The sequence below is a fragment of the Gordonia crocea genome, assembly GCF_009932435.1.
Classification (GTDB): domain Bacteria; phylum Actinomycetota; class Actinomycetes; order Mycobacteriales; family Mycobacteriaceae; genus Gordonia; species Gordonia crocea.
The window spans coordinates 120,515-140,636 of sequence record NZ_BJOU01000001.1 but is presented as its reverse complement, the minus strand read 5'-3'; the positions used below and the strand labels follow the sequence as shown (position 1 = coordinate 140,636).

The following is a 20,122-nucleotide window of genomic DNA, read 5'->3' as shown; positions in this document are numbered from 1 at the left end:
TGCCCCTTCTACAAATCTCCGGGCAGCTTGTCGCGTCGAATTCCCCGCCAACTGGGATGGCGGAGATGCCCGGTCGATGTCCAGTCTAGGAACTGCACTTCGCCGACGATTTTCGGTAGCACCCAGGTGGCGCTGGAGGCCACCGGGGCGTCGATCTCGTCGAGGAACGGGCTCCGACTGATTTTCAACGGTTTCAGTTCTGCCGCAAGGGATTTCAGTGCCGCATCGGTGAATCCGGTACCCACCCGGCCGACATAGCGCAGGCCGGTCGTCTCGGGCAGTCCCACCAACAGCGAGCCGATTGTGTTCGCACGCGACCCGCGGCCGGGCCGCCAACCGCCCACGACGACTTCGATGTCGGACCAGTTCTTGTGCTTGAGCCAGGTCTTGGCCCGACGACCCTGCTGGTAGGTCGAACTGCGCCGCTTGGCGACGACGCCCTCGTAACCCCGATCGCGGCTCGCCGCGACGGCCGCGGCCCCCGGGCCGGGCAGCAGCGGTGGGATCTCCACGTGGCGCGACCGGCGGAACAGCGGCCCGAGTTCCTCGAGGAGACTGCGACGCGCCTCCCACGGGGTGGTGAGCAGGGATTTGCCGCCGAGCGCGAGCAGGTCGAACAGGAAGAGCTTGAGCTGATACGGCTCGTCGGTGTTGCGCCGCGACGACAACAGCGTGAAGTTCGTCCGTCCCGACGAGTCGAGCGCGACCACCTCCCCGTCGAGGACGACGTCGAGCATGCCCAGGTCGTCGGCGATCTCGGTCAGCTCGGGGAAATCCGCGGTCATGTCGATCCCGGACCGCGACGTCAGGCGGAGCCGACCGTCGACGTAGCGGACGATCAACCGGTACCCGTCCCATTTGCCCTCGAACGCCCACGTGTCGTCGAGGTGCTCGATCCCCTCGTCGGTGGCCAGCATGGGCCGCGGGTCGCGCAGCGAGTCGGGCAGCAGCGGCCGCGGCTCGTCGGCCATCAGGTGCACGAGCCAGTTCTTGTCGCCCTCGGCCCGATTTCCCCCACGCCGGTCACCACCGGTCCGGATGAGGACATACCGGCCCTGGACGCGCTCGCCGCGCAGTACGACGATGATCTCGTCGTCGCGCCACTTCTCGACGGTGAAGGTGCCGGTGTCCCAGATCTCCACGTGCCCGCCGCCGTATTCGCCCCGCGGGATGTCGCCGGCGAACGTCGCGTAGTCCAGCGGGTGGTCCTCGGTTCGGATGGCCAGGCGGTTCTGCGTCGGGTCGTCGGGCAGGTTTTTGGGCACCGCCCAGCTGACCAGGACGCCGTCGTGTTCGAGTCGGAAGTCGTAGTGCAGCCGGCGGGCCCGGTGCTCCTGGATGACGAATACCGGACCGGGCCGCGGGGCGTCGGCGTCGGCCTCCTCGGCGTCGGCCTCGTCGACGACGGGGTCGGGGGCCACCCCCGGTTCCGGGGTCTTGCCGGGGTTGCGCTTGCGGCGGTACTCGCCGAGGTTGACCACCGGCGCGGGGGCCCCGGCGTCTACCGCGCCGACGACGGCACCGCCGTCCACTTCGCCGACGACGAGACCGCCGTCCAGCCCGGCGAGTAGGTCACCGTCGGTGTCGACCCGTTCGAGCACCTCGTCGAAGGTCAGTTGGCGCAGGCCGGCGTCGGCGAGCTCGGCCCAGGTGCGCGGCGCGGCGACCCAGGGGCGCTCCCGGCCGCGCAACGAATACGGCGCCAGCGTCGTCTTCGACCCGCTGTTCTGACTCCAGTCCAGGAAGACGCGGGAATCGCGCACCGACTTGGTCATCGACGCGGTGATCGACTCCGGGTGCGCGGCGGCCAATCCGTCGGCCAGCTCGTGGGCGACGGTGCGCGCCGAGCGGGGCGTCACCGGCGGGTCGATGCGGGCGTAGACGTGGATGCCCTTGCCGCCGCTGGTGACCGGCCAGCAGGTCAACCCGGCGTCGGCGAGCACGTCGCGGATGAGCAGCGCGACCTGTGCGCATTGCGTGAGCGGCACATCGGGCCCGGGGTCGAGGTCGAAGATGATCCGGTTGGCCTTCTCGGGCCCGTCGTCGGGAATCCGCCACTGCGGGACGTGGAGTTCGAGCGCGGCCATCTGCGCCATCCAGACCAGGGCAGCGCGGCTGTTGACCACCGGGTAGACGATGGCCCGCTGGCTGTGCCCGACGGTGTGGCGGTCGAGCCAGTCTGGGCTGCCCGCGGGGAGGTTCTTCTCGAAGAACGGTGCCGCGTCGACCCCGGACGGCCAGCGTTTGCGCGTGACGATCCGATCGCGCAGGTGCGGCAGCATGGACTCCGCGACACGCGTGTAATAGTCGATGACCTCGAACTTGCGCGTCCCGGTCGCCGGGTAGAGGACCTTGTCCAGGTTGGTCACGCTGATGGCGCGGCCGTCGACGTCGATGACTCCGCCGCTGCTCATGACTCCATTCTGGCAACCCCGTCGCTCTCGCGCGCACAATGGCACAATTGGGGCCATGCGCTCGATCTGGAATGGCGATCTGAGCTTTGGCCTGGTCAACGTGCCCGTCAAGGTGTACTCGGCGACGGAGAGCCACGACCGCAAGTCCCACCAGGTCGACGCCAAGGACGGCACCCGCATCCGCTACAAGCGGGTGCGCGAGGGGACCGACGACGAGGTCGAGTTCGCCAACATCGCCAACGCCTATGAGACCGACGAGGGCGAGAGGGTCATCCTCACCAAGGAGGACCTGGCGAGTCTGCCCGTCACCCGCAGCCCGGAGATCTCGATTCTGGAGTTCGTTCCGGCCGAGCAGGTCGATCCGGTCTACTTCGACAAGCCGTATTACTTGGAGCCGTCGTCGAAGTCGCCGAAGGCCTACGTGCTGTTGGCCAAGGCGTTGGAGACCACCGACCGGCTGGCCATCGCCAATTTCACGCTGCGCAACCGGACGCGGCTGGCCGCGCTGCGCGTCGTCGACGGGGTGATGACCCTGCAGACGCTGCTGTGGCCCGACGAGGTGCGCAAGCCCGACTTCGATTTCCTCGGCTCCGATGTCGAGGTCCGCGACCAGGAACTCGAGATGGCCAAGTCGCTGATCGAGACCATGGCCGCCGACTTCGACCCCGACGAGTACAGCGACACCTACACCGAGGAACTCGGCAAGCTGATCGAGTCGAAGGCGGGTGGGACGACGGCGTTCCCGGAGGAGGCGGTGCCCGCTTCCGACGACGACGGCGAGGTCGCCGATCTGCTGGCCGCGCTGCGGGCGTCGGTCAAGGACCGCGCCGGCGGATCGTCGGGGTCGGCGAAAACCACGGACAAGGCTCCCGCCACGACTGCTCCCGCCAAGAAGACGCCCGCCAAGAAGACGCCCGCCAAGAAGGCGTCGGCCAAGAAGGCCGCTGCGAAGAAAGCGCCGGCGAAGAAGGCCGCGAAAAAGGCAGCCAGCTGACGCTAGTATGACAATAGGTATTGTCACATCAACCAATGATCGGCCCACCCCGACCGAGGAGTCATCATGCCCGCCACCGCCACCGATGTCCTTGACGTCCTGATCGTCGGCGCCGGTCTGTCCGGCATCGACAGCGCCTACCGGTTGACCGAGCGCAACCCGGACCTGACGTACAAGATCGTCGAGCAGCGCGACCAGATTGGCGGCACCTGGGACCTGTTCCGCTACCCCGGTGTCCGCAGCGACTCCGACATCTTCACGCTGAGCTTCCCCTGGTACCCGTGGAAGGGCACGAAGACCGTCGCCCTGGGCCACGAGATCCGCCAGTACCTCGAGGACGCGGCGGCGCATTTCGGCATCGACGAGCACATCGACTTCGGCGTCAAGGTCGTCTCCGCGGACTTCGACACCACCACCGACCTGTGGACGGTCACCACCGAGGTCGACGGGAAGGCCCGCGTCTACGTCACCCGCTTCCTCTACGTCTGCGCGGGCTACTACCGCTACGACCACGGCTACGAACCGCAGCTCCCCGAGATCGAGAAGTTCGGCGGCCAGGTGGTCCACCCGCAGTTCTGGCCCGAGGACCTCGACTACGCCGGCAAGAAGGTCGTCGTGATCGGTTCCGGGGCCACCGCGGTGACCCTGATCCCGTCGATGGCCCCCGACGTCGAGAGAATCACCATGCTGCAGCGCTCGCCGACCTACATGCTGGCGTTGCCGTGGGAAGACCCGATGACGAAGATCCTGCTCAAGGTCCTGCCGAGTAAGGCGGCCCACCACATCATCCGGGTCCGCAACGCGATCGGCACCTTCGGCTTCTACCAGTACTGCCGACTGTTCCCGAAGTTGTCGCGGCGGACGCTGCGGCGCTTGGCCAAGCTGCAGCTGCCCAAGGATTACCCGGTCGACGTTCACTTCAAGCCGCGCTATGAGCCCTGGGACCAGCGCCTGTGCGTGATCCCGGCCGGCGACCTCTACACCGCGGTCCGCTCCGGCAAGGCCGAGGTGGTCACCGACCACATCGAGCGGTTCACCGAGACCGGCATCGACCTCAAGTCGGGCCGTCACCTCGACGCCGACATCGTCGTCACCGCGACCGGCCTCGAGCTCGTCGCCATGGGCGGTGCCGCCCTCTTCATCGACGGCGCCGAGCAGAAGCCGGGCGACAAGTACGCCTACCGCGGATACATGCTCAACGACGTGCCGAACCTGGCCTGGGCGGTCGGGTACACCAATGCGTCGTGGACGCTGCGCGTCGACCTCACCGCGCAGGCCACCGCCAAGCTCATCGCCCACATGCGCGAGCACGGCTACACCCACGCCTACCCGACCGCGCAGGGGGAGGTCCTGGAGGATTCGCCGCTGCTGGAATTGGACTCCGGTTACGTCCAGCGCGCCGCCGGGAACATTCCGAAGGCCTCGAAGACCCAGCCCTGGGTGGTGCGGCATAACCTGGTGCTCGACGCCTACGATGCGCGGCGCTACGACATCACCGAGTCGATGGTGTTCGGGACCGCCGCGAAACAGCAGAAATCGGAGACCCTGAGTGCCTGAGGCCGCCGCACAGCTCCTGGCCCGGATCGAATCCGGACAGGCCAACACCCCCGAAGAGCTCGACGAGTTGTGGGCCGGACTGCCCACCGTGCGGGTCGAGGAGATCCTCGGTTCCTGGCGCGGCGGCGAGCTGCCCACCGGACACCCGATGGACGGCCAGCTCGAGCAGGTCGGCTGGCACGGCAAGACGTTCCTCTCGCCGACCGAGGTGCAGCCGCTGGTGTGCCGCACCGCCGACGGCGAGCTCTATTCCAACGCCGAGCTCGGCAAGGGCGAGGCGAGCCTGTGGCACGTCGAGTTCCGCGGCGAGGTCACCGCGTCGATGGTCTACGACGGCCAGGCCGTGATCGACCACTTCAAGCGCATCGACGACAACACCCTCATGGGCATCATGAACGGCAAGTCCTCACTCGTGCGCGACAAGCATTTCTACTTCTACCTCGTCCGAGACTGAGGCGGTTGGGTCGCCTGGCGCGACTGAGCCGTCTCAGTAGCCAGCGATTCCAGGTGTGCCGCAGCGGTTTCCGCGCCCCGCATGGCACGGATGTCGGCGCCGAGCCGCGCGGCCGCGTCGCGGTGCGGGCCGTCGGCCAGGAGGGTTTCCAGGGCGGCGCGGATCCGTGACGCCGGCGATCGTCGGCTCAGCGTGATGGCGGCTCCGCTGCGGCTCAGCGTGGCGCCGATCGTCGGCTGATCGGTCTTGGCGTCGACGGGCAGCACCAGCATCGGCAGGTCGTGGGCCAGGGCCACCATGGCGGTCGCGTGTCCGCCGTGGGTGAGGACCACCGATACCTCCGGCATCACCTCCGAGTGTGCCAACCACGGGTGGACCTCCACCGCGTCGGGGACGCGCAGCGCAGCGGTGTCCAGCGACGGCCCGGTGGTCATGATGACCCGGGCGGGCAGGTCGGCGACCGCGTCGAGCACGCGTTGCCAGGTGCGGGTCAGGGCGGAGAAGCCGACGGTGCTCAGGCTGATCAGCACCGTCGGCTCGGCCGGAGTCGCGGGGCTGCCGCTGACCACCGGGCCGGTGTGTCGGACGTGGGCTGCGTGCCCGGCGTCCAGCGAGGGCAGGGTCGGCGTGATCACGCTGCGGCCGGCATCGATGAGGGCGAGTGGCGACAATCCGCGCAGGCGCACCATCATGCCCAGCGGGCCGTGTGCCGCGGATCGCAGGTAGCCGTCGAAGGTGTGCTCGAACGTCACATAGGCGATGCCAGCCTCCCGTAGTGCGGCCATCGCGCCGAACAGATAGCAGTCGACAACGACGAGATCCCAGGGGTCGGCGCCGGCTCGGGCGACGGCGTCGCGGCCCAGGGCGCGGTCGGTGAACACTTTGAGGACGCCCCAGGGGGCATTGGGGTGTGCCACGTCGAAGTCGTGGGCGGTGGGATAGGCGGAAAACCGGAGGCCCTCGCGGGCGAAGTAGTCGGCTTGTCGTCGGTGCCCGAGAAAGGCGACGTCGTGGCCATGGCGGCGCAGCACGTGTGCGACGCCCACGGCGGGCGGGAGGTTTCCGCCACCGTCCCAGGTGAGGAAGAGGATTCGGCTCATGACTTACTCCGAGGTGAGGGGGACCAACGTGGATACCAGGCGCAGCATCCGTTGTTCGGTGGCGCTGCGGTCGAGGCCGCGGTCGCGGCGCAACAGCTTCCAGGTGTAGACATCGGTACTGACGATGAGCAGGTCCACGAGCTCGGCGCGGGCCGCCCCCGATTCGGGCAGGTACGGGGCGAATGTCGTCTCGACCCAGTCGCGGTGGAGGTCGCGTCCGCCGTCGGTGATCCGGGCCACCTGCGGGTCGGTCGATTCCTGGGCCAGCATCAGGACGACGCCGTCGCCGCGGCGCTCGTAGTGGTCGACGACGTTCGTGATGGCGGTGCGCACGTCGCCGACCGGTACCCGCCGCTCGTCATCGACCTGCGCCCGGGCGTGCGCGGTGGCGGCTTCGATCAGCCCTTTGCGATTGCCGAAGTGGCGCAATACGGTTCGCACGGTCACCCCGGCTTCGGCGGCGACATCCTCCAAGGAGATGTCGGCGAGGAGCCGGATGCTGGCCAACCGCACCGCGGCATCGATGATGCCGACCCGGGTGCGATCGGTGGCTTGCGCCCGAGCGGTCATCGTGTAGACCCGCTTCGTTTTCATTTCACTTCAAGTTGACATCAATATGGGCGGCATGTCAATGACGCGGGAGCGGGGGTGAATATCGTGCGCGCCGATAGGCTGACATCGTGGAACAGGGAATCGGACGCGAGCGACAGAACGTCATCTACCGAGCGGGGATCGCCGACGGCCGACCCGCGGTGCCGACCGACTACGCCGAGCTCGAGCGGCGCGCCCACGCGGCGATGTCGGAGAAGGCATGGGCCTACATCGCCGGCGGGGCCGGCGAGGGCGAGACCATGCGCGCCAACCGTCGGGCGCTCGACCGCTGGGCCATCGTGCCGCGGGTGCTGCGCGACGTCTCGTCGCGCTCGCTGTCGACGACACTGTTCGGCCAGACGCTCCCGGCGCCGCTGCTGCTGTCGCCGGTCGGTGCGGGCGGACTCGTGACCCGCAACGCCGATGTCGCGATCGGCCGCGCGGCGGCATCGCTGGGCTTGCCCTACATCCTGTCCAACCAGGGCAGTGCGTCGATGGAGGACGTGGGCGCCGCGATGGACGACGTCGCGCCCGGTTCGCCGCGGTGGTTCCAGCTGTACTGGTCGGTCGACGACGGGTTGGTCGACAGCTTTCTGCGCCGGGCCGAGGCGATGGGTGCCTCGGCGGTGGCCGTCACCCTCGACACCACGATGCTCGGCTGGCGCCCGCAGGACCTCAATCTCGGTTCGTTGCCGTTCGCGCGCGGCGAGGGCATCGCCCAGTACACGCGCGACCCGCGCTTCCGTGCGATCGTCGACGAGAAGGTGGCCAACCCCGACCCGGCGGCCGAGTCGCCCACGCCGTCGATCGGCGCGATCAAGACGCTGGTGTCAATCGCCCGCAACGCCCCCGGCGCGTGGTGGCGCAACCTCGTCGACAAGCACCCACGGGCCGCGGTCGAGACCTTCCTGGAGATCTATTCGCGGCCCAGCCTGTCCTGGACCGAGATCGAGGGGTTGCGGGACCGGACGTCGTTGCCGATCGTGCTCAAGGGGGTCCTGCACCCCGACGATGCGCGCCAGGCCGTCGACGTCGGCGTCGACGGGATCATCGTGTCCAACCACGGGGGGCGCCAGATCGACGGTTCGATCGGCTCGATCGACGCGCTGGTGGATGTCGTCGACGCGGTCGACGGCCGGCTCAAGGTCCTCGTCGACTCCGGGATCCGCACCGGCGCAGACGTTTTCAAGGCGCTGGCGCTGGGTGCCGATGCCGCCTGCATCGGCCGGCCGCACATGTACGGGCTGGCCCTCGACGGCGAGAACGGCGTGCGCGAGGTCATGTCCAACATCGCTGCCGAACTGGATCTGACGCTCGGGCTGTCCGGGCACACCGACGTTGCGGCACTCGACCGCGATGCGCTGAAAAAGGTGGACTGACGCCCGGGCGATCAGCCCGGCGCGGTGATCAGCCCCGTCGGACCAGGCGGTCGCGCAGCGGCGTGTTCACGACCATGCGGTCGGCCCGGTAGCCGTAGCTCGTGCGGTAGAAGCGGTCCGCCGGGTAGTGCGGGTTGGTGGCGATCCAGCCGCCGCCCCGCGCGCTTCGGATGTGGAAGACGTTCTGCGTCTTCTCCGCCGAGGCGGGGTAGTCGATCGTGAGGGTGGTGCCGCTGATCGTCGCCGGGTAGCGCTTCGTGCGGATATGCGGGCGCACGATCCACAGATTCGGGGCGTCGAGGACGATGCTCTCCTTGACGAACCAGTACTGTCCGGGCGCGATGGCGGCGTGGGAGGCCGGCGCGCCGATCGTCGACCCGGCAACCGCGAGCGAACCGGCGAGCAAGCCGGTGACCAACAGTGAAGCGCACCATCGGGGCATGGCAGCCGATTCTAGGTCAGATGAGGGGTTGCCCGGTGCGAATCCGGCGTCGCAGGTCGGCGAGCAAGAGTTTGAAAGGCAGTTCCTGGATCGGCCTGGGGGTGATCCGGGTGGCGATGCGCAGCACGACGTTGTGCGCCTGGAAGAAGCGTTCCTGGGAGGCGGTGGGGTGCAGCCGCATCATGTCGCGGAACTCCGACGGCAGGTAGCCCAGCGTCAGCGCCTCGGCGTACCACCCGAGCAACATCGACGGCACCTTGCCGGCGAACTGGAGTTTGGCCAGCTTGGTCAGGTAGGTGCGGACCTCGGGATCCATCTCAATTCCCGCGACCGTCTCGTCCCAGTACTTCTGGAAGTCGGCCCGCGTGGCCGGCCACATTTCATAGGGCATCTGCAGCGTCGCGCCGATGGTCACGGCGTCGCGGTAGGCCTGCTCGGTGATGACCCCCTTGCGGCCGTAGAGGCGGGCGACGTCCTCCCAGCCGCGGTAGAGACAGGCGGCGACCCAGAGCTGGAGCTGCGGGTCCATCGCGTTGTACTTCACCGGCGACTCGTGTGTGGAGTGGACCTGCCGGTGCGCCGAGTTGATCGCCTCCCGGTAGGCCTTGCGGTCCGCCGCGGTGCCGATCGAGGCCACAGACAGGTAGGTCAGTGTCGTCCGGGTGCGCTTGATCGGGTGCTTGAGGATGTTGCCGGACTCGACCTTGCTCTCCACCACCCCGCGTCCGACGGGGGCGTTGGCCAATTGCATGATCACGTTGGCCGGTCCGGCCAATAGCGCCGCGGTGTAGAGGGGCACGTCGTGCGAGGGCAGCGCGTCCATCTCGGCGCGGGACATGCGCGGCTGTCGCTGGTCGGCGGGGACATGGGCTGTGGCGGTCATTGATCGCTCCTCGGTGCGGCACTGCACGTGGTCGCATTGTCCCACTCAGTCGGCCTCGCCTGGGCCCAACAGAGTGATAACAAGCGTTGTCACTTACATTCAACGCTGGCATGGTGGGGTTGTCAATCGAAGTTTTGCCTGTGCCGGCGGCGTGTCGCGAGGACGAGAAGAAGGTGCCGTTTCACAACGATTCCGTGACATCAGACTATGTCATAGTCGGTTTCGTTGGAGGGAAGTCGCCGCCCGCTCCTCGGGCGATGACACAATGGGGGCCATGGCTTCCCAGTCGATGACAGCGCTGCGCACCTATGCCGGTGAGCAGGGCGACGAACGTATCGCCCGTCGGCGCCAGCAATTACTCGATGCCGCACTCGAGTCCCTCGGGGCCAGTGACGGTGGGTCCATCAGCGTTCGCGGGGTGTGTCGCGAGGCGCGGCTGACCGCCCGCTACTTCTATGAGAGCTTCGATTCCGCCGACGATCTCGTGGCCGCGACCTACGACGGCGTGATCGACGAGATCATGGACAACGCGAGTGAGGCCTTCTCGCGGCGCACCAACATCCGGTCCCGGGTCCACGGCGCGGTGGGCGCGATCGTCGACGTGATCGACGGCGACCGCCGCAAGGGCCGCCTGCTGTTTTCGCCGACCCTCGTCTCCGCGACGCTGGCCACGCGCCGTCTCGAGGCGACCCGGAACCTGGCCGCGATCACCGCGCAATCGGCGGTCGGCAGCCACCACACCGCGTCGGGCGACGACGTGGCCGCGGCCTATTACCGCGTCGGCGGGTTGGCGAACCTGCTCGCGGCATGGCTCGACGACCGGGTACAGATGACGCGCGACGCCCTGATCGACGCCTGCACCGCGTTACTGATCGGTGAGTAGCCCGAACACGGGTGCGTGGCGGGAGTTCGGCCCCCGATCGCTGCCCGTCCCGCTGGAAGCAGCGCTGCTGTGCTTTGCCGAACACGGGTACCACGGGACGTCGGTGCGTGAGATCGCCGCGCGCGCCAAGCTCTCGGTCCCGGGGCTCTACCACCACTACCCGTCCAAACAGTCACTGCTGCAAGGCCTGTTGGACCTGACGATGAACGAGTTGTTGCAGCGTTCCGAGCAGGCGCTGGCCGAGGCCGGACCGGCCCCGGTGGATCAACTCGATGCCGTCGTCGAATCCCTCTTGCGGTTCCACATGTCCCGGCGCGAGCAGGCCTTCGTCGCGTCGACCGAGACGCGCAGCATCGAGGACGGCTACCGCGACACCTACATCGGGTACCGCGACCGACAGCAACACATGGTTGACGGCATCATCGCCGCCGGCGTCGGCACCGGCGACTTCACCGCTGCCGACCCCAAGGCGGTCGGTCGGGCCATCACAACGATGTGTGTCGGGGTATCTACCTGGTACAACGCCGACGGCGCCTCGAGCCCCGATGAGATCGTCGAGCAGAACGTCGGTTTCGCCCGCGCCATCGTCGGGTACCGCGCTTAGCTGCTGAAAAAACTCCCGTCCTGACCCGCCGAGGGAGTATTTCCCCCGGCGGGGCAACAGGGGGGCATTGTCAGTCCCCGCGCAGAGGTCTGAAGGCCGTCACCGGCGCAGATTCGACATCGCAAACCCCTCCGCCACGGCAAAGGAGGTGGATAGGGTGGCCCCATGACCGCTACGCAACTGAACGACGCCGTGTTCGTCGACGTCCCCACCCACTGGTACAACCTGGCCGCGGAACTCGACGAGCCCATCCCGCCGCACCTGCACCCGGGCACCAAGGAGCTGGTCGGGCCCGACGATCTCGTCGCCCTGTTCCCCATGGGGCTCATCGCCCAGGAGGTCGCCGCCGAGCCCTACATCGAGATCCCCGAGCCGGTCCGCGAGATCTACAAGATGTGGCGTCCCTCGCCGCTGCTGCGCGCCCGCAAGTTCGAGGAGGCGTTGAACACCAAGGCGCGGATCTACGTGAAGTACGAGGGGGTCAGTCCGGTCGGCAGCCACAAGACCAATTCGGCTGTTGCGCAGGCGTATTACAACTATGTCGACGGGGTCACCAAGCTGACCACCGAGACCGGTGCCGGCCAGTGGGGTAGTGCGCTGGCCTTTGCCGGGGCGCAGTTCGGCATCGACGTCGAGGTGTGGCAGGTCCGGGCCTCGTATGACTCCAAGCCCTACCGCGGCTACCTGATGCGGACCTACGGCGCGACGCTGCACCCGAGTCCCTCGGAACTCACCGCGTCCGGCCGGGCGATGCTTGCCAAGGACCCGAACACCACCGGCAGCCTCGGCATGGCGGTCAGCGAAGCGGTGGAGGTCGCCGCGGGCGATCCGGCCGCGCGCTACGCACTGGGCAGCGTCCTCAACCATGTGGTGTTGCACCAGAGCGTGATCGGGCAGGAGGCGGTCGAGCAGTTGGCGGCGGTCGAGCCCGACGGCGCCGACATCGTCTTCGGGTGTGCCGGCGGTGGTTCCAACCTCGGCGGACTCGCCTTCCCTTTCCTCCGCGAGAAGATCCACGGTCGTTCCAACCCGCGCATCATCGCCGCCGAACCGTCTGCCTGCCCCTCGATCACCGAGGGGGAGTACCGCTACGACCACGGCGACGTGGCCGGCCTGACGCCGCTGCTGAAGATGCACACGCTGGGCATGGACTTCGTTCCCGACCCGATTCACGCGGGTGGTCTGCGCTATCACGGCATGGCGCCGGCGCTGAGCCACACGGTCGAGCAGGGGTTGGTGCAGGGCGTGGCGATCACCCAGCACGACGCCTTCACCGCGGGTGTGCAGTTCGCCCGGGCGCAGGGCATTGTGCCGGCGCCGGAGTCGACGCACGCGATCGCCGCCTGTGCCGCGCACGTCGCCGACAGCGACCGCGACGAAGTCGTCGTCATCGGTCTCTCGGGTCACGGTCAGCTCGATCTCCCGGCCTACGCCGAGTACCTCGACGGCAAGATCTAGCGCCGACTGGGCCCCCATTCCCGTCGACTGGGCCCTCGTTCTCGTCGACTGGGCCCTCGATCTCGTCGACTGGGCCCTCGATCTCGTCGACTGGGCCCTCAATCTCGCCGACTGGGCCCTCATTCCTGTCGACTGGGCCCTTGTGCTTAGTGTCTATATGACGGTGAGTCCGATCACAGGAGGAGCGGAACGCATGGCGCTGACCAAGGACGAGGAGGACATGGTCGCGTTGGTGCGCGACTTTGTCGACCAGCGGGTCGTCGGGAATGTCCGTGAATTCGACGAGCCCGACGTCTACCCCGAGGAATTCATCGAGGCGATGAAGGAACTCGGATTCTTCGGGCTCCTCGCCCCGGCCGAGTACGGCGGCGTCGACGTGTCCATGGCGTGCTTCGCCCGCGTCTGCGAGGAACTGGCCCGCGGGTGGATGAGCCTCGCGGGTGCCATCGGCGGTCACTCGGTGATCACCTACTTGATCAAGACCTTCGGCACCCCGGAGCAGAAGGACAAGTACCTCACGGCGATGGCCGAGGGCACCATCCGCGCGACGATGGCACTCACCGAGCCGGGTGGCGGCAGCGACCTGCAGGCGATGCGCACCCATGCCTCCCCGACGGGGGACGGTTACGTCATCACCGGTTCCAAAACGTGGATCTCCAACGCTGCGCATTCGGGCCTGATCGGTCTGCTGTGTCTCACCGACCGCGACGTCACCCCGGCGCACAAGGGCATGAGCGTGATCCTCGTCGAACCCGGCGAGGGCTTCGCCATCTCCAAGAAGCTCCCCAAGCTGGGTTACCGCGGCGTCGAGGCCTGCGAGCTGGTCTTCGACGACATGCCCGTGCCCGCCGACGCCGTGCTCGGTGGTGACCCCAACAAGGGGTGGGCGCAGATGATGCGTGGGTTGGAAGTCGGGCGGATTCAGGTCGCCTCGCGTGCCCTCGGCGTCGGCCAAGCGGCCCTCGAAGCGGCAACCCGCTACGCGCAGGAACGCGAGTCCTTTGGGAAACCGATCTGGAAACACCAATCGGTCGGCAACCTGCTCGCCGACATGGCGACCAAACAGCAGGCCGCCCGCCTGCTGACCGTCGACGCGGCCGAAAAACTCGATCGTGGTGAGCGTGCCGACATGGAAGCCGGCATGGCGAAGCTCTTCGCGTCGGAGACGGCGATGCAGATCGCGCTGGACGCGATTCGCGTGCACGGCGGCTACGGGTATTCGAAGGAATACGACGTCGAGCGGTACTTCCGGGACGCCCCGCTGATGATCGTCGGCGAGGGCACCAACGAGATCCAGCGCAACGTCATCGCCGCGCAGCTGATCGCCCGCAACCAGATCTGAGGTCGCCATATGGCAAACACGGGATTGCGCCGCGCCGCCATCGTCGCGCCGCTGCGCACGCCGGTCGGGACGTTCGGCGGATCGCTGAAGGACCTCCCCGTCGAAGACCTGGGGGCCACCGTCGTGCGGGCCGTGGTCGAGCGGTCTGGCATCGACCCGGGCCGCATCGACGACGTGGTGTTCGCCCAGTCGTATGCGAACTCGGAGGTGCCCTGCGTCGGGCGGTGGCTGGCGCTGCACGCCGGACTGCCGATCGAGGTGCCGGGGATGCAACTCGACCGTCGGTGTGGCGGTGGTCTGCAGGCGATCGTGACGGCGGCGATGATGGTCCAGACCGGCGCAGCCGACGTCGTGCTCGCCGGGGGCGTGGAATCGATGAGCCGCATCGAGTACTACTCGACGAGCCAACGATGGGGGTCGCGCAGCGGCAACGCGGTGCTGTTCGACCGTCTCGACCGCGGCCGCGAACGGTCCCAACCGGAGAATCGCTTCGGCAAGATCTCCGGGATGATCGAAACCGCGGAGAACCTTGCCGACGATTTCGGGATCACCCGCGAGGCCGCCGATGAGTACTCCGCGCGCAGCCATCGTCGTGCCGCGGCGGCCTGGGAGCGAGGGTTCTTCGACGACGAGGTGGTGCCGGTTTCGGTGCCGCAGCGGCGGTCGGACCCCGTCCAATTCTCGCGCGACGAGGGGGTCCGGCCCGACAGCACGGTCGAATCGCTGGGTCGGTTGAAGCCGATCATTCCCGGCGGTGTGGTCACCGCGGGAAACTCGAGTCAGCAGAACGACGCCGCGTCGGCGCTCCTCGTCGTCGGGGAAGACCAGCTGGAGTCGCTCGGCCTGACACCCATCGGATACCTCACCGATTGGGCCGCCGCCGGCTGCGACCCGGCGCGCATGGGGATCGGCCCGGTCCCCGCCGTGGCCAAACTCGCGGCACGCGCCGGCACGACGACGCAGGACCTGCTCGAGGCCGTCGACCTGGTCGAGCTCAACGAAGCCTTCGCCGTTCAGGTCCTCGCCGTGTTGGCCGGTTGGGGCTGGGACGATCAAGATCGGGTCAACGTGAACGGGTCCGGGATCTCATTGGGCCACCCGATCGGAGCGACGGGCGTGCGCATGGTCACGACGATGCTCCACGAACTGCGACGACGAGCTGGTGGCACCGGGCTCGCGACGATGTGCGTGGGCGGCGGACAGGGTGTCGCCGCGCGGTTCGAGACGGCTTGAGGGCCCACTCGGCGGGGATGAGGGCCCAGTCGGCGGAAATGGGGGCCCACTCGGCGGAAATGAGGGCCCAGTCGGCGATTAGGGGGTGATCACGACGAGGGTCTCGGCGACGCACGCGGGCTTGGGTGCACCCTCGGCGGTCACGACGTATTTCACCGTCAAGACCGCGCCGGCGGGACTCTCGGAGACGTCGGTGATCGTGGCCGTCGCCGACAACGAGCTGTTCACCGGGACGGGCGAGGGGAAGCGAACCTTGTTGACGCCGTAGTTGATTCGCGCGCCACCGAACTCGAAGTGGATGAGGTCGGCGCCGAGCAGCGGGATCAGCGACAGGGTCAGGTAGCCGTGTGCGATCGGGGTGCCGAACGGCCCCTCCTTCGCCCGTTCCGGGTCGACGTGGATCCACTGGTGATCCCCGGTCGCGTCGGCGAACAGGTTGATGCGCTCCTGGTCGACGACCAGCGACGGACCGGGCCCGTTCTCCTCGCCGATCGCGGCACGGACGTCGTCGAGAGAGGTGAAGGTACGGGCCATGGTGACTCCTTGGGTCGGGCGGGCCGGAGGCTCGCGCTTATTCGAGTGTGAGGTCGACGGTGGTGTGCGGACCGCTGCCGCCGGGTCCCATCAATTCGACCGTAGCGCCGTGGTCGCTCGGTGTGGAGACCAGTCGGGCGGATTGCCCGCAGAACAGCGGCGCGGCATTGCGGTGCGAGAGCCCGGCAACCCGGCGCGGGGGCCCGGCCAACCGGTGGGTCTCCAGCAGGGCCAGCGTCATCAGGGGGCCGTGGACGACGAGGCCGGGGTACCCCTCGACGCCGGTCGCATACGGCCAGTCGTAGTGGATGCGGTGGGCGTTGGCGGTGGCCGCAGAGAACCGCATCAGCAGGGTCGGGTCGGTCCGGAACTCCCAGGTGCCCGGCCCGGCGGGCGCGATCGGCGCGCCGGCGGGCGTCATTGCCGCGGCCGGCGCAGGATCCGATTGGCCCCGCTCGCTATCGCTCCCGGCGGCCTCTCGATAGATCAGATTTTGCTTCTCGGTCACCGAGCCGTGTTCGCCGGTGAGCGTCGTCGACGTGACGACGACAACGAGCGGCCCGCTCCGGCCCTGCTTGTCGGTGACCGATTCGACGGTGGCCTCCCGGCGGACGGTTTCCCCCACCCGCAGCTCGCCGTCGAAGACCGCCGATCCACCGGCGAACATCCGCCGCGGCAATTCGACCGGCGGCAGGAAACCGCCGCGCAGCGGATGCCCGTCGACACCCAACTGCGACGACGACGCCCACGTCGGCAGGGCGGCCCAGTGCCACAACGGGGGGAGCGGGTCGCCCGCCGCTGGCGGGGGCAGCCCGTCGTCGAAGATCGACGCGAGTGCGAGGACCCGCCCGGGGTCGAGGCGCTCCTCGGTCACGACGGTGTGCGGCTCCCACCCCGGTGCCACGCCTGACTCGGCCATCACATGTGCCGGCCGCCGGTGACCTCCAAGACGGTGCCGGTCATGTACGACGACAGGTCGCACGCCAGGAACACCGCGACCTTGGCGATCTCGTCGGGCTCGCCGGCCCGCCGCAGCGGAATCTCGGCCATCTTCGAATCCCACGCCTCCTGCGGCATCGCCTCGGTCATTGCGGTGCGGATCAGGCCGGGCTGGATCGCGTTGACCCGGATGCCCTTGGACGCCACCTCTTTCGCGGCGGCCTTGCTCATGGCGGCGATGCCGGCCTTGGCCGCGGAGTAGTTGGTCTGCCCGAAGTTGCCGACCTTGCCCGAGATCGACGACATGTTCACGATGGCCCCACCCCCGTGCTGGCTCATGATGTCGGCGCCCAACTTCATCCCGAGCCAGGTGCCCTTCAGATGCACGTCGATGACCTGGTCGAACTGCTCCTCGGTCATCTTCCGCATCGTCGAGTCACGGGTGATTCCGGCGTTGTTGACCAGGATGTCGAGGGTGCCGAAGCGGTCGACGGCCGCGGCGAGCAGTGCGGCGACGTCGTCGGCGACGGTGACGTTGCACCGCACGCCGAGCGCGACGTCCTCGCCGAGTTCGGCGACGGCCGCGGTGATCGCGTCCTCGTTCATGTCGCCGAGTACGACGGTGGCGCCCTCGGCGATGAACCGGCGGGCGATGGCTAGGCCGATGCCCTGCGCGCCCCCGGTGATGACGGCCGTCTTTCCGGCGAGTAGTTCAGACATGGTGGACTCCGTTTTCTCCTTGGGGGCGTGGGGGTTTCCAGTGTTCAACTGGCGGCGTGCTTCTTGGCCTCGCGGATTAGTCCGCCGCCGATGATGAGCCGTTGGATCTCGCTGGTTCCCTCATAGAGGCGCAGCAGGCGCACGTCGCGGTAGATCCGTTCGACCGGCATCTCGCGCATATAGCCGCTGCCGCCGTGGATCTGGACGGCTTTGTCGGCGACTTCGCCGACCATCTCGGTGCAGTACAGCTTGGCCACCGACGGGGCGATGCGCCGGTCCTCGCCGCTGACCCATTTGGCTGCGGCGTCGCGGACCAGCGCCCGCCCGGCCATCACCCCGGTTTGCATGTCGGCGAGCATCGCCTGCACCAGTTGGAAGTCCCCGATCGGCGTCCCGCCCTGGGTGGTGATCGCCGCGTGGCGCAGAGACTCGTCGAGGGCGCGCTGGGCGGTGCCGACCGCCATTCCGGCGATGTGCACACGCCCGCGGGCCAGGGAGATCATCGCGGCGCGGTAACCGAGGTCCACCTCGCCGCCGACCAGTGCCGACGCCGGAACGCGCACCCCGTCGAAGTGGACGTCGGAGGTCCACGATCCTTCCTGGCCCATCTTCCTGTCGTGCTCGGATACCGAAACCCCGGCGGTGGCGGCGGGAATCAGGAACACCGCGATTCCGGTGCCCTCGTCGTCAGCGGGGCGCACCCGCGCGAAGGTGACGAACAGGTTGGCCAGCGGCGCGTTGGTGATGAAGCACTTCGAGCCGTCGACGATCCAGTCGGAATTCTCGTCGGTCTTGTCGACGCGCACCGCCTTGGTCCGCAGCCCTGCCGGGTTGGAGCCGGCGCCGGGCTCGGTGAGAGCGAACGACGCGACGACCTCGCCGGAAGCGATCGGCGCCAGCCACCGCGCCTTCTGCTCGTCGGTGCCGAAGTTCACCAGGACCTGTCCGGCAATCCCGTTGTTGGTGCCGAACATCGACCGCAGGGCCAGGCTGGTGTAGCCCAACTCCTGGGCCAGCTCGACATCTTGGGCGAGGTCGAGGCCCAGTCCGCCCCACTCCTGGGGAATCGCGAAACCAAACAACCCCATCTCCTTGGCCGCCTGCCGCAGGTCCTCGGGGATGGCGTCGCCGTCGGCGATCTCCTGCTCCCGCGGCACCACGCGGGTCCGGATGAACTCGCGGACCGTCTGCCGGATTTCCGCGAAGTCCTCGGCGTCCACCTCGGCGCCGCCGATCGCCAGCCCGGTATCAGTCATCGATGTCTCCTCCGTGGTTCGGCCTGGTTCGGACTCTATGCGATCGCCCACCGGTCGCGGCAGGGCTGCCAAACTGTTGCCATGGCCGACCGTCCACTTGCCGGGATCCGAGTCCTCGATATGACCACGGCGCTGTCCGGGCCGTACGGCACGTTGGTGCTGGCGGCGCTGGGCGCCGAGGTGATCAAGATCGAGGCGCCGGGCGGCAACGACCTCGCCCGGACCAATCCACCGTTTGCGACGGCCGATGGAGAATTGGGCCTGATCAACACCGGTGACGATGAGTCGCTGTCATTCCTGGCGCGCAACCGGGGCAAGCGCTCCATCGAGCTGGACCTTAAACACGAGGCTGGCCGCGAGGTGTTCTTCGGTCTGGCGCGCGCGTCCGACGTCGTGTTCGAGAACCTCAGCGACGGTGCGGCCGACCGGCTCGGGCTCGGCTACGAGGCGGTGCGCGCGGTGAACCCCGCGATTGTCTATTGCTCGCTCAGCGGGCTGGGACGCCCAGAGGGGTCGGCCGCCGACCAGCCGGCGCTGCGGGTGAAGGCGATGGACATCATCGTGCAGGCGCTCAGCGGGGCGATGGACACGACCGGTGAGGTCGACGGCCCACCATTGCGCTTCGGGCTGCCCGTCGCCGATCTGATGGCGCCGCTGTACGCGGTCATCGGGATTCAGTCGGCGCTGATTCAGCGGGCGCGGACCGGTGAGGGCCAGCGCGTCGACGTGTCGATGCTGGAGTCGCTGGCCTCGCTGCTGCCGTTCGAGCACCTCGACGTCCTGCAGCGTGCGGGTTATCCGCCGCGTTCGGGAAACTTCCACAACCGGCTCGCGCCGTTTGGGGTGTACCCGACCGTCGACGGCCATGTCGCGATTGCCGCCGCCTCTGACGCCTGGGTGGCCGCGCTCTTCGATGCGATGGGCCGCCCCGACCTGATGGCCGATCCTCGGTTCGCCGGACGCGGACCACGGGCGGCCAACTCGGCCGCATTGAACGCCCTCATCGAGGAGTGGACATCGGGCATGGCGACGGACGCGGTGGTCGCGGAGCTGGGCCGCGACCGGGGTGTGCCGTGTGCGCAGGTCCGTTCCGCGGCCGAGGTGATGGCCGACGAGGAGTTGACGGCGCGTGGGGTGATCGGGCCGCTGGTCCACCCGACGGCGGGCGAACTCGACGCGGTGGCCGGTGGCGTGCCGATCATGCTCTCCGGCGCCGAGGTCTCGCTGCCCGCGCCGGCGCCGCTGCTCGGCGCCGACACCGACGCCGTGCTGCGGGAGTTGGTGGGCCTCGACGACGAGACGCTGGCGCGGCTGCGTTCCGCGGGCACCATCTGAGCGT

The 20,122-nt window shown here is 68.4% G+C and carries 19 protein-coding genes; 10 read left to right on the top strand and 9 right to left on the bottom strand.

What is annotated here, in order from left to right; translation table 11 throughout:
- Nucleotides 1-8: 8 nt before the first annotated feature.
- On the bottom strand, nucleotides 9-2,414 hold the full coding sequence (locus nbrcactino_RS00655; protein ID WP_161925612.1) for an ATP-dependent DNA ligase: 2,406 nt from the start codon (nucleotides 2,412-2,414) through the stop codon (nucleotides 9-11).
- A 55-nt stretch (nucleotides 2,415-2,469) separates the two neighbouring features.
- On the opposite strand from nbrcactino_RS00655, the gene ku reads away from it, so the two are divergent.
- From ku to nbrcactino_RS00640, 3 genes are all read left to right on the top strand, one after another.
- Complete coding sequence (gene ku / locus nbrcactino_RS00650) at nucleotides 2,470-3,408, top strand: non-homologous end joining protein Ku (RefSeq protein WP_186343278.1); 939 nt, start codon at nucleotides 2,470-2,472, stop codon at nucleotides 3,406-3,408.
- Between the two features lie 66 nt (nucleotides 3,409-3,474).
- On the top strand, nucleotides 3,475-4,965 hold the full coding sequence (locus nbrcactino_RS00645) for a flavin-containing monooxygenase (RefSeq protein WP_161925611.1): 1,491 nt from the start codon (nucleotides 3,475-3,477) through the stop codon (nucleotides 4,963-4,965).
- Nucleotides 4,958-5,419: a DUF4334 domain-containing protein gene (locus nbrcactino_RS00640; RefSeq protein ID WP_161925610.1), complete on the top strand. Its 462-nt coding sequence runs from the start codon at nucleotides 4,958-4,960 to the stop codon at nucleotides 5,417-5,419. Before nbrcactino_RS00645 ends, nbrcactino_RS00640 begins: the two co-directional genes overlap by 8 nt.
- Here the strand turns inward: nbrcactino_RS00640 and nbrcactino_RS00635 are convergent.
- Nucleotides 5,401-6,519 (bottom strand): glycosyltransferase, encoded by a 1,119-nt coding sequence (locus tag nbrcactino_RS00635; protein WP_161925609.1) that lies wholly within the window; start codon nucleotides 6,517-6,519, stop codon nucleotides 5,401-5,403. The two genes, nbrcactino_RS00640 and nbrcactino_RS00635, sit on opposite strands and share 19 nt — an antisense overlap.
- Before the next feature lie 3 nt (nucleotides 6,520-6,522).
- Complete coding sequence (locus tag nbrcactino_RS00630) at nucleotides 6,523-7,113, bottom strand: TetR/AcrR family transcriptional regulator (RefSeq protein ID WP_161925608.1); 591 nt, start codon at nucleotides 7,111-7,113, stop codon at nucleotides 6,523-6,525.
- Between the two features lie 83 nt (nucleotides 7,114-7,196).
- Between nbrcactino_RS00630 and nbrcactino_RS00625 the strand changes: the two genes are divergently transcribed.
- Nucleotides 7,197-8,489: an alpha-hydroxy-acid oxidizing protein gene (locus nbrcactino_RS00625; RefSeq protein ID WP_161927507.1), complete on the top strand. Its 1,293-nt coding sequence runs from the start codon at nucleotides 7,197-7,199 to the stop codon at nucleotides 8,487-8,489.
- Nucleotides 8,490-8,517: 28 nt separating this feature from the next.
- On the opposite strand, the gene nbrcactino_RS00620 is transcribed toward nbrcactino_RS00625, so the two are convergent.
- A complete protein-coding gene (locus nbrcactino_RS00620) occupies nucleotides 8,518-8,931 on the bottom strand; it encodes a hypothetical protein (protein ID WP_161925607.1) in 414 nt (137 codons plus the stop codon).
- 16 nt (nucleotides 8,932-8,947) lie between these two features.
- Nucleotides 8,948-9,814, bottom strand: a complete 867-nt coding sequence (locus nbrcactino_RS00615) for an oxygenase MpaB family protein (protein WP_161925606.1) — start codon at nucleotides 9,812-9,814, stop codon at nucleotides 8,948-8,950.
- A gap of 274 nt (nucleotides 9,815-10,088) precedes the next feature.
- Between nbrcactino_RS00615 and nbrcactino_RS00610 the strand changes: the two genes are divergently transcribed.
- From nbrcactino_RS00610 to nbrcactino_RS00590, 5 genes are all read left to right on the top strand, one after another.
- Nucleotides 10,089-10,697 carry a TetR/AcrR family transcriptional regulator gene (locus nbrcactino_RS00610; protein ID WP_161925605.1) on the top strand — a complete coding sequence of 203 codons (609 nt, stop codon included), beginning with the start codon at nucleotides 10,089-10,091 and terminating at the stop codon, nucleotides 10,695-10,697.
- Nucleotides 10,690-11,301 carry a TetR/AcrR family transcriptional regulator gene (locus nbrcactino_RS00605; RefSeq protein WP_161925604.1) on the top strand — a complete coding sequence of 204 codons (612 nt, stop codon included), beginning with the start codon at nucleotides 10,690-10,692 and terminating at the stop codon, nucleotides 11,299-11,301. The genes nbrcactino_RS00610 and nbrcactino_RS00605 overlap by 8 nt, the downstream gene beginning before the upstream one ends.
- A gap of 165 nt (nucleotides 11,302-11,466) precedes the next feature.
- Entirely contained in the window at nucleotides 11,467-12,759 is a 1,293-nt protein-coding gene (locus nbrcactino_RS00600; protein ID WP_161925603.1) for a TrpB-like pyridoxal phosphate-dependent enzyme, read from the top strand.
- Nucleotides 12,760-12,952: 193 nt separating this feature from the next.
- Nucleotides 12,953-14,101, top strand: coding sequence for an acyl-CoA dehydrogenase family protein (locus nbrcactino_RS00595; RefSeq protein ID WP_161925602.1), 1,149 nt, complete (start codon nucleotides 12,953-12,955; stop codon nucleotides 14,099-14,101).
- A 9-nt stretch (nucleotides 14,102-14,110) separates the two neighbouring features.
- Nucleotides 14,111-15,334 carry an acetyl-CoA C-acetyltransferase gene (locus nbrcactino_RS00590; RefSeq protein ID WP_186343277.1) on the top strand — a complete coding sequence of 408 codons (1,224 nt, stop codon included), beginning with the start codon at nucleotides 14,111-14,113 and terminating at the stop codon, nucleotides 15,332-15,334.
- A 78-nt stretch (nucleotides 15,335-15,412) separates the two neighbouring features.
- Here nbrcactino_RS00590 and nbrcactino_RS00585 read toward each other — a convergent pair whose 3' ends face one another.
- From nbrcactino_RS00585 to nbrcactino_RS00570, 4 genes are read right to left on the bottom strand one after another with little or no spacing between them, the layout of a single operon-like run.
- Nucleotides 15,413-15,868, bottom strand: coding sequence for a MaoC family dehydratase (locus tag nbrcactino_RS00585; RefSeq protein ID WP_161925601.1), 456 nt, complete (start codon nucleotides 15,866-15,868; stop codon nucleotides 15,413-15,415).
- A 37-nt stretch (nucleotides 15,869-15,905) separates the two neighbouring features.
- Nucleotides 15,906-16,787, bottom strand: coding sequence for an HTD2 family dehydratase (locus nbrcactino_RS00580; protein WP_161925600.1), 882 nt, complete (start codon nucleotides 16,785-16,787; stop codon nucleotides 15,906-15,908).
- Entirely contained in the window at nucleotides 16,787-17,527 is a 741-nt protein-coding gene (gene fabG / locus nbrcactino_RS00575) for a 3-oxoacyl-ACP reductase FabG (protein WP_161925599.1), read from the bottom strand. Before fabG ends, nbrcactino_RS00580 begins: the two co-directional genes overlap by 1 nt.
- A 44-nt stretch (nucleotides 17,528-17,571) precedes the next feature.
- Nucleotides 17,572-18,783 (bottom strand): acyl-CoA dehydrogenase family protein, encoded by a 1,212-nt coding sequence (locus nbrcactino_RS00570; RefSeq protein WP_161925598.1) that lies wholly within the window; start codon nucleotides 18,781-18,783, stop codon nucleotides 17,572-17,574.
- A gap of 81 nt (nucleotides 18,784-18,864) precedes the next feature.
- Here nbrcactino_RS00570 and nbrcactino_RS00565 point away from each other — a divergent pair, with 81 nt between their 5' ends.
- Nucleotides 18,865-20,118 (top strand): CaiB/BaiF CoA transferase family protein, encoded by a 1,254-nt coding sequence (locus nbrcactino_RS00565; protein ID WP_161925597.1) that lies wholly within the window; start codon nucleotides 18,865-18,867, stop codon nucleotides 20,116-20,118.
- Nucleotides 20,119-20,122: the final 4 nt, after the last annotated feature.

Bases quoted from the DNA above. Each gene is read 5' to 3' on its own strand.
- nbrcactino_RS00620 (WP_161925607.1), bottom strand. From the start codon at position 8,931: ATGCCCCGATGGTGCGCTTCACTGTTGGTCACCGGCTTGCTCGCCGGT.
- nbrcactino_RS00590 (WP_186343277.1), top strand. From the start codon at position 14,111: ATGGCAAACACGGGATTGCGCCGCGCCGCCATCGTCGCGCCGCTGCGC.
- nbrcactino_RS00615 (WP_161925606.1), bottom strand. From the start codon at position 9,814: ATGACCGCCACAGCCCATGTCCCCGCCGACCAGCGACAGCCGCGCATG.
- nbrcactino_RS00635 (WP_161925609.1), bottom strand. From the start codon at position 6,519: ATGAGCCGAATCCTCTTCCTCACCTGGGACGGTGGCGGAAACCTCCCG.
- nbrcactino_RS00580 (WP_161925600.1), bottom strand. From the start codon at position 16,787: ATGGCCGAGTCAGGCGTGGCACCGGGGTGGGAGCCGCACACCGTCGTG.
- nbrcactino_RS00600 (WP_161925603.1), top strand. From the start codon at position 11,467: ATGACCGCTACGCAACTGAACGACGCCGTGTTCGTCGACGTCCCCACC.
- nbrcactino_RS00585 (WP_161925601.1), bottom strand. From the start codon at position 15,868: ATGGCCCGTACCTTCACCTCTCTCGACGACGTCCGTGCCGCGATCGGC.
- nbrcactino_RS00610 (WP_161925605.1), top strand. From the start codon at position 10,089: ATGGCTTCCCAGTCGATGACAGCGCTGCGCACCTATGCCGGTGAGCAG.
- nbrcactino_RS00630 (WP_161925608.1), bottom strand. From the start codon at position 7,113: ATGAAAACGAAGCGGGTCTACACGATGACCGCTCGGGCGCAAGCCACC.
- nbrcactino_RS00565 (WP_161925597.1), top strand. From the start codon at position 18,865: ATGGCCGACCGTCCACTTGCCGGGATCCGAGTCCTCGATATGACCACG.
- nbrcactino_RS00645 (WP_161925611.1), top strand. From the start codon at position 3,475: ATGCCCGCCACCGCCACCGATGTCCTTGACGTCCTGATCGTCGGCGCC.
- fabG (WP_161925599.1), bottom strand. From the start codon at position 17,527: ATGTCTGAACTACTCGCCGGAAAGACGGCCGTCATCACCGGGGGCGCG.
- nbrcactino_RS00595 (WP_161925602.1), top strand. From the start codon at position 12,953: ATGGCGCTGACCAAGGACGAGGAGGACATGGTCGCGTTGGTGCGCGAC.
- ku (WP_186343278.1), top strand. From the start codon at position 2,470: ATGCGCTCGATCTGGAATGGCGATCTGAGCTTTGGCCTGGTCAACGTG.
- nbrcactino_RS00655 (WP_161925612.1), bottom strand. From the start codon at position 2,414: ATGAGCAGCGGCGGAGTCATCGACGTCGACGGCCGCGCCATCAGCGTG.
- nbrcactino_RS00570 (WP_161925598.1), bottom strand. From the start codon at position 18,783: ATGACTGATACCGGGCTGGCGATCGGCGGCGCCGAGGTGGACGCCGAG.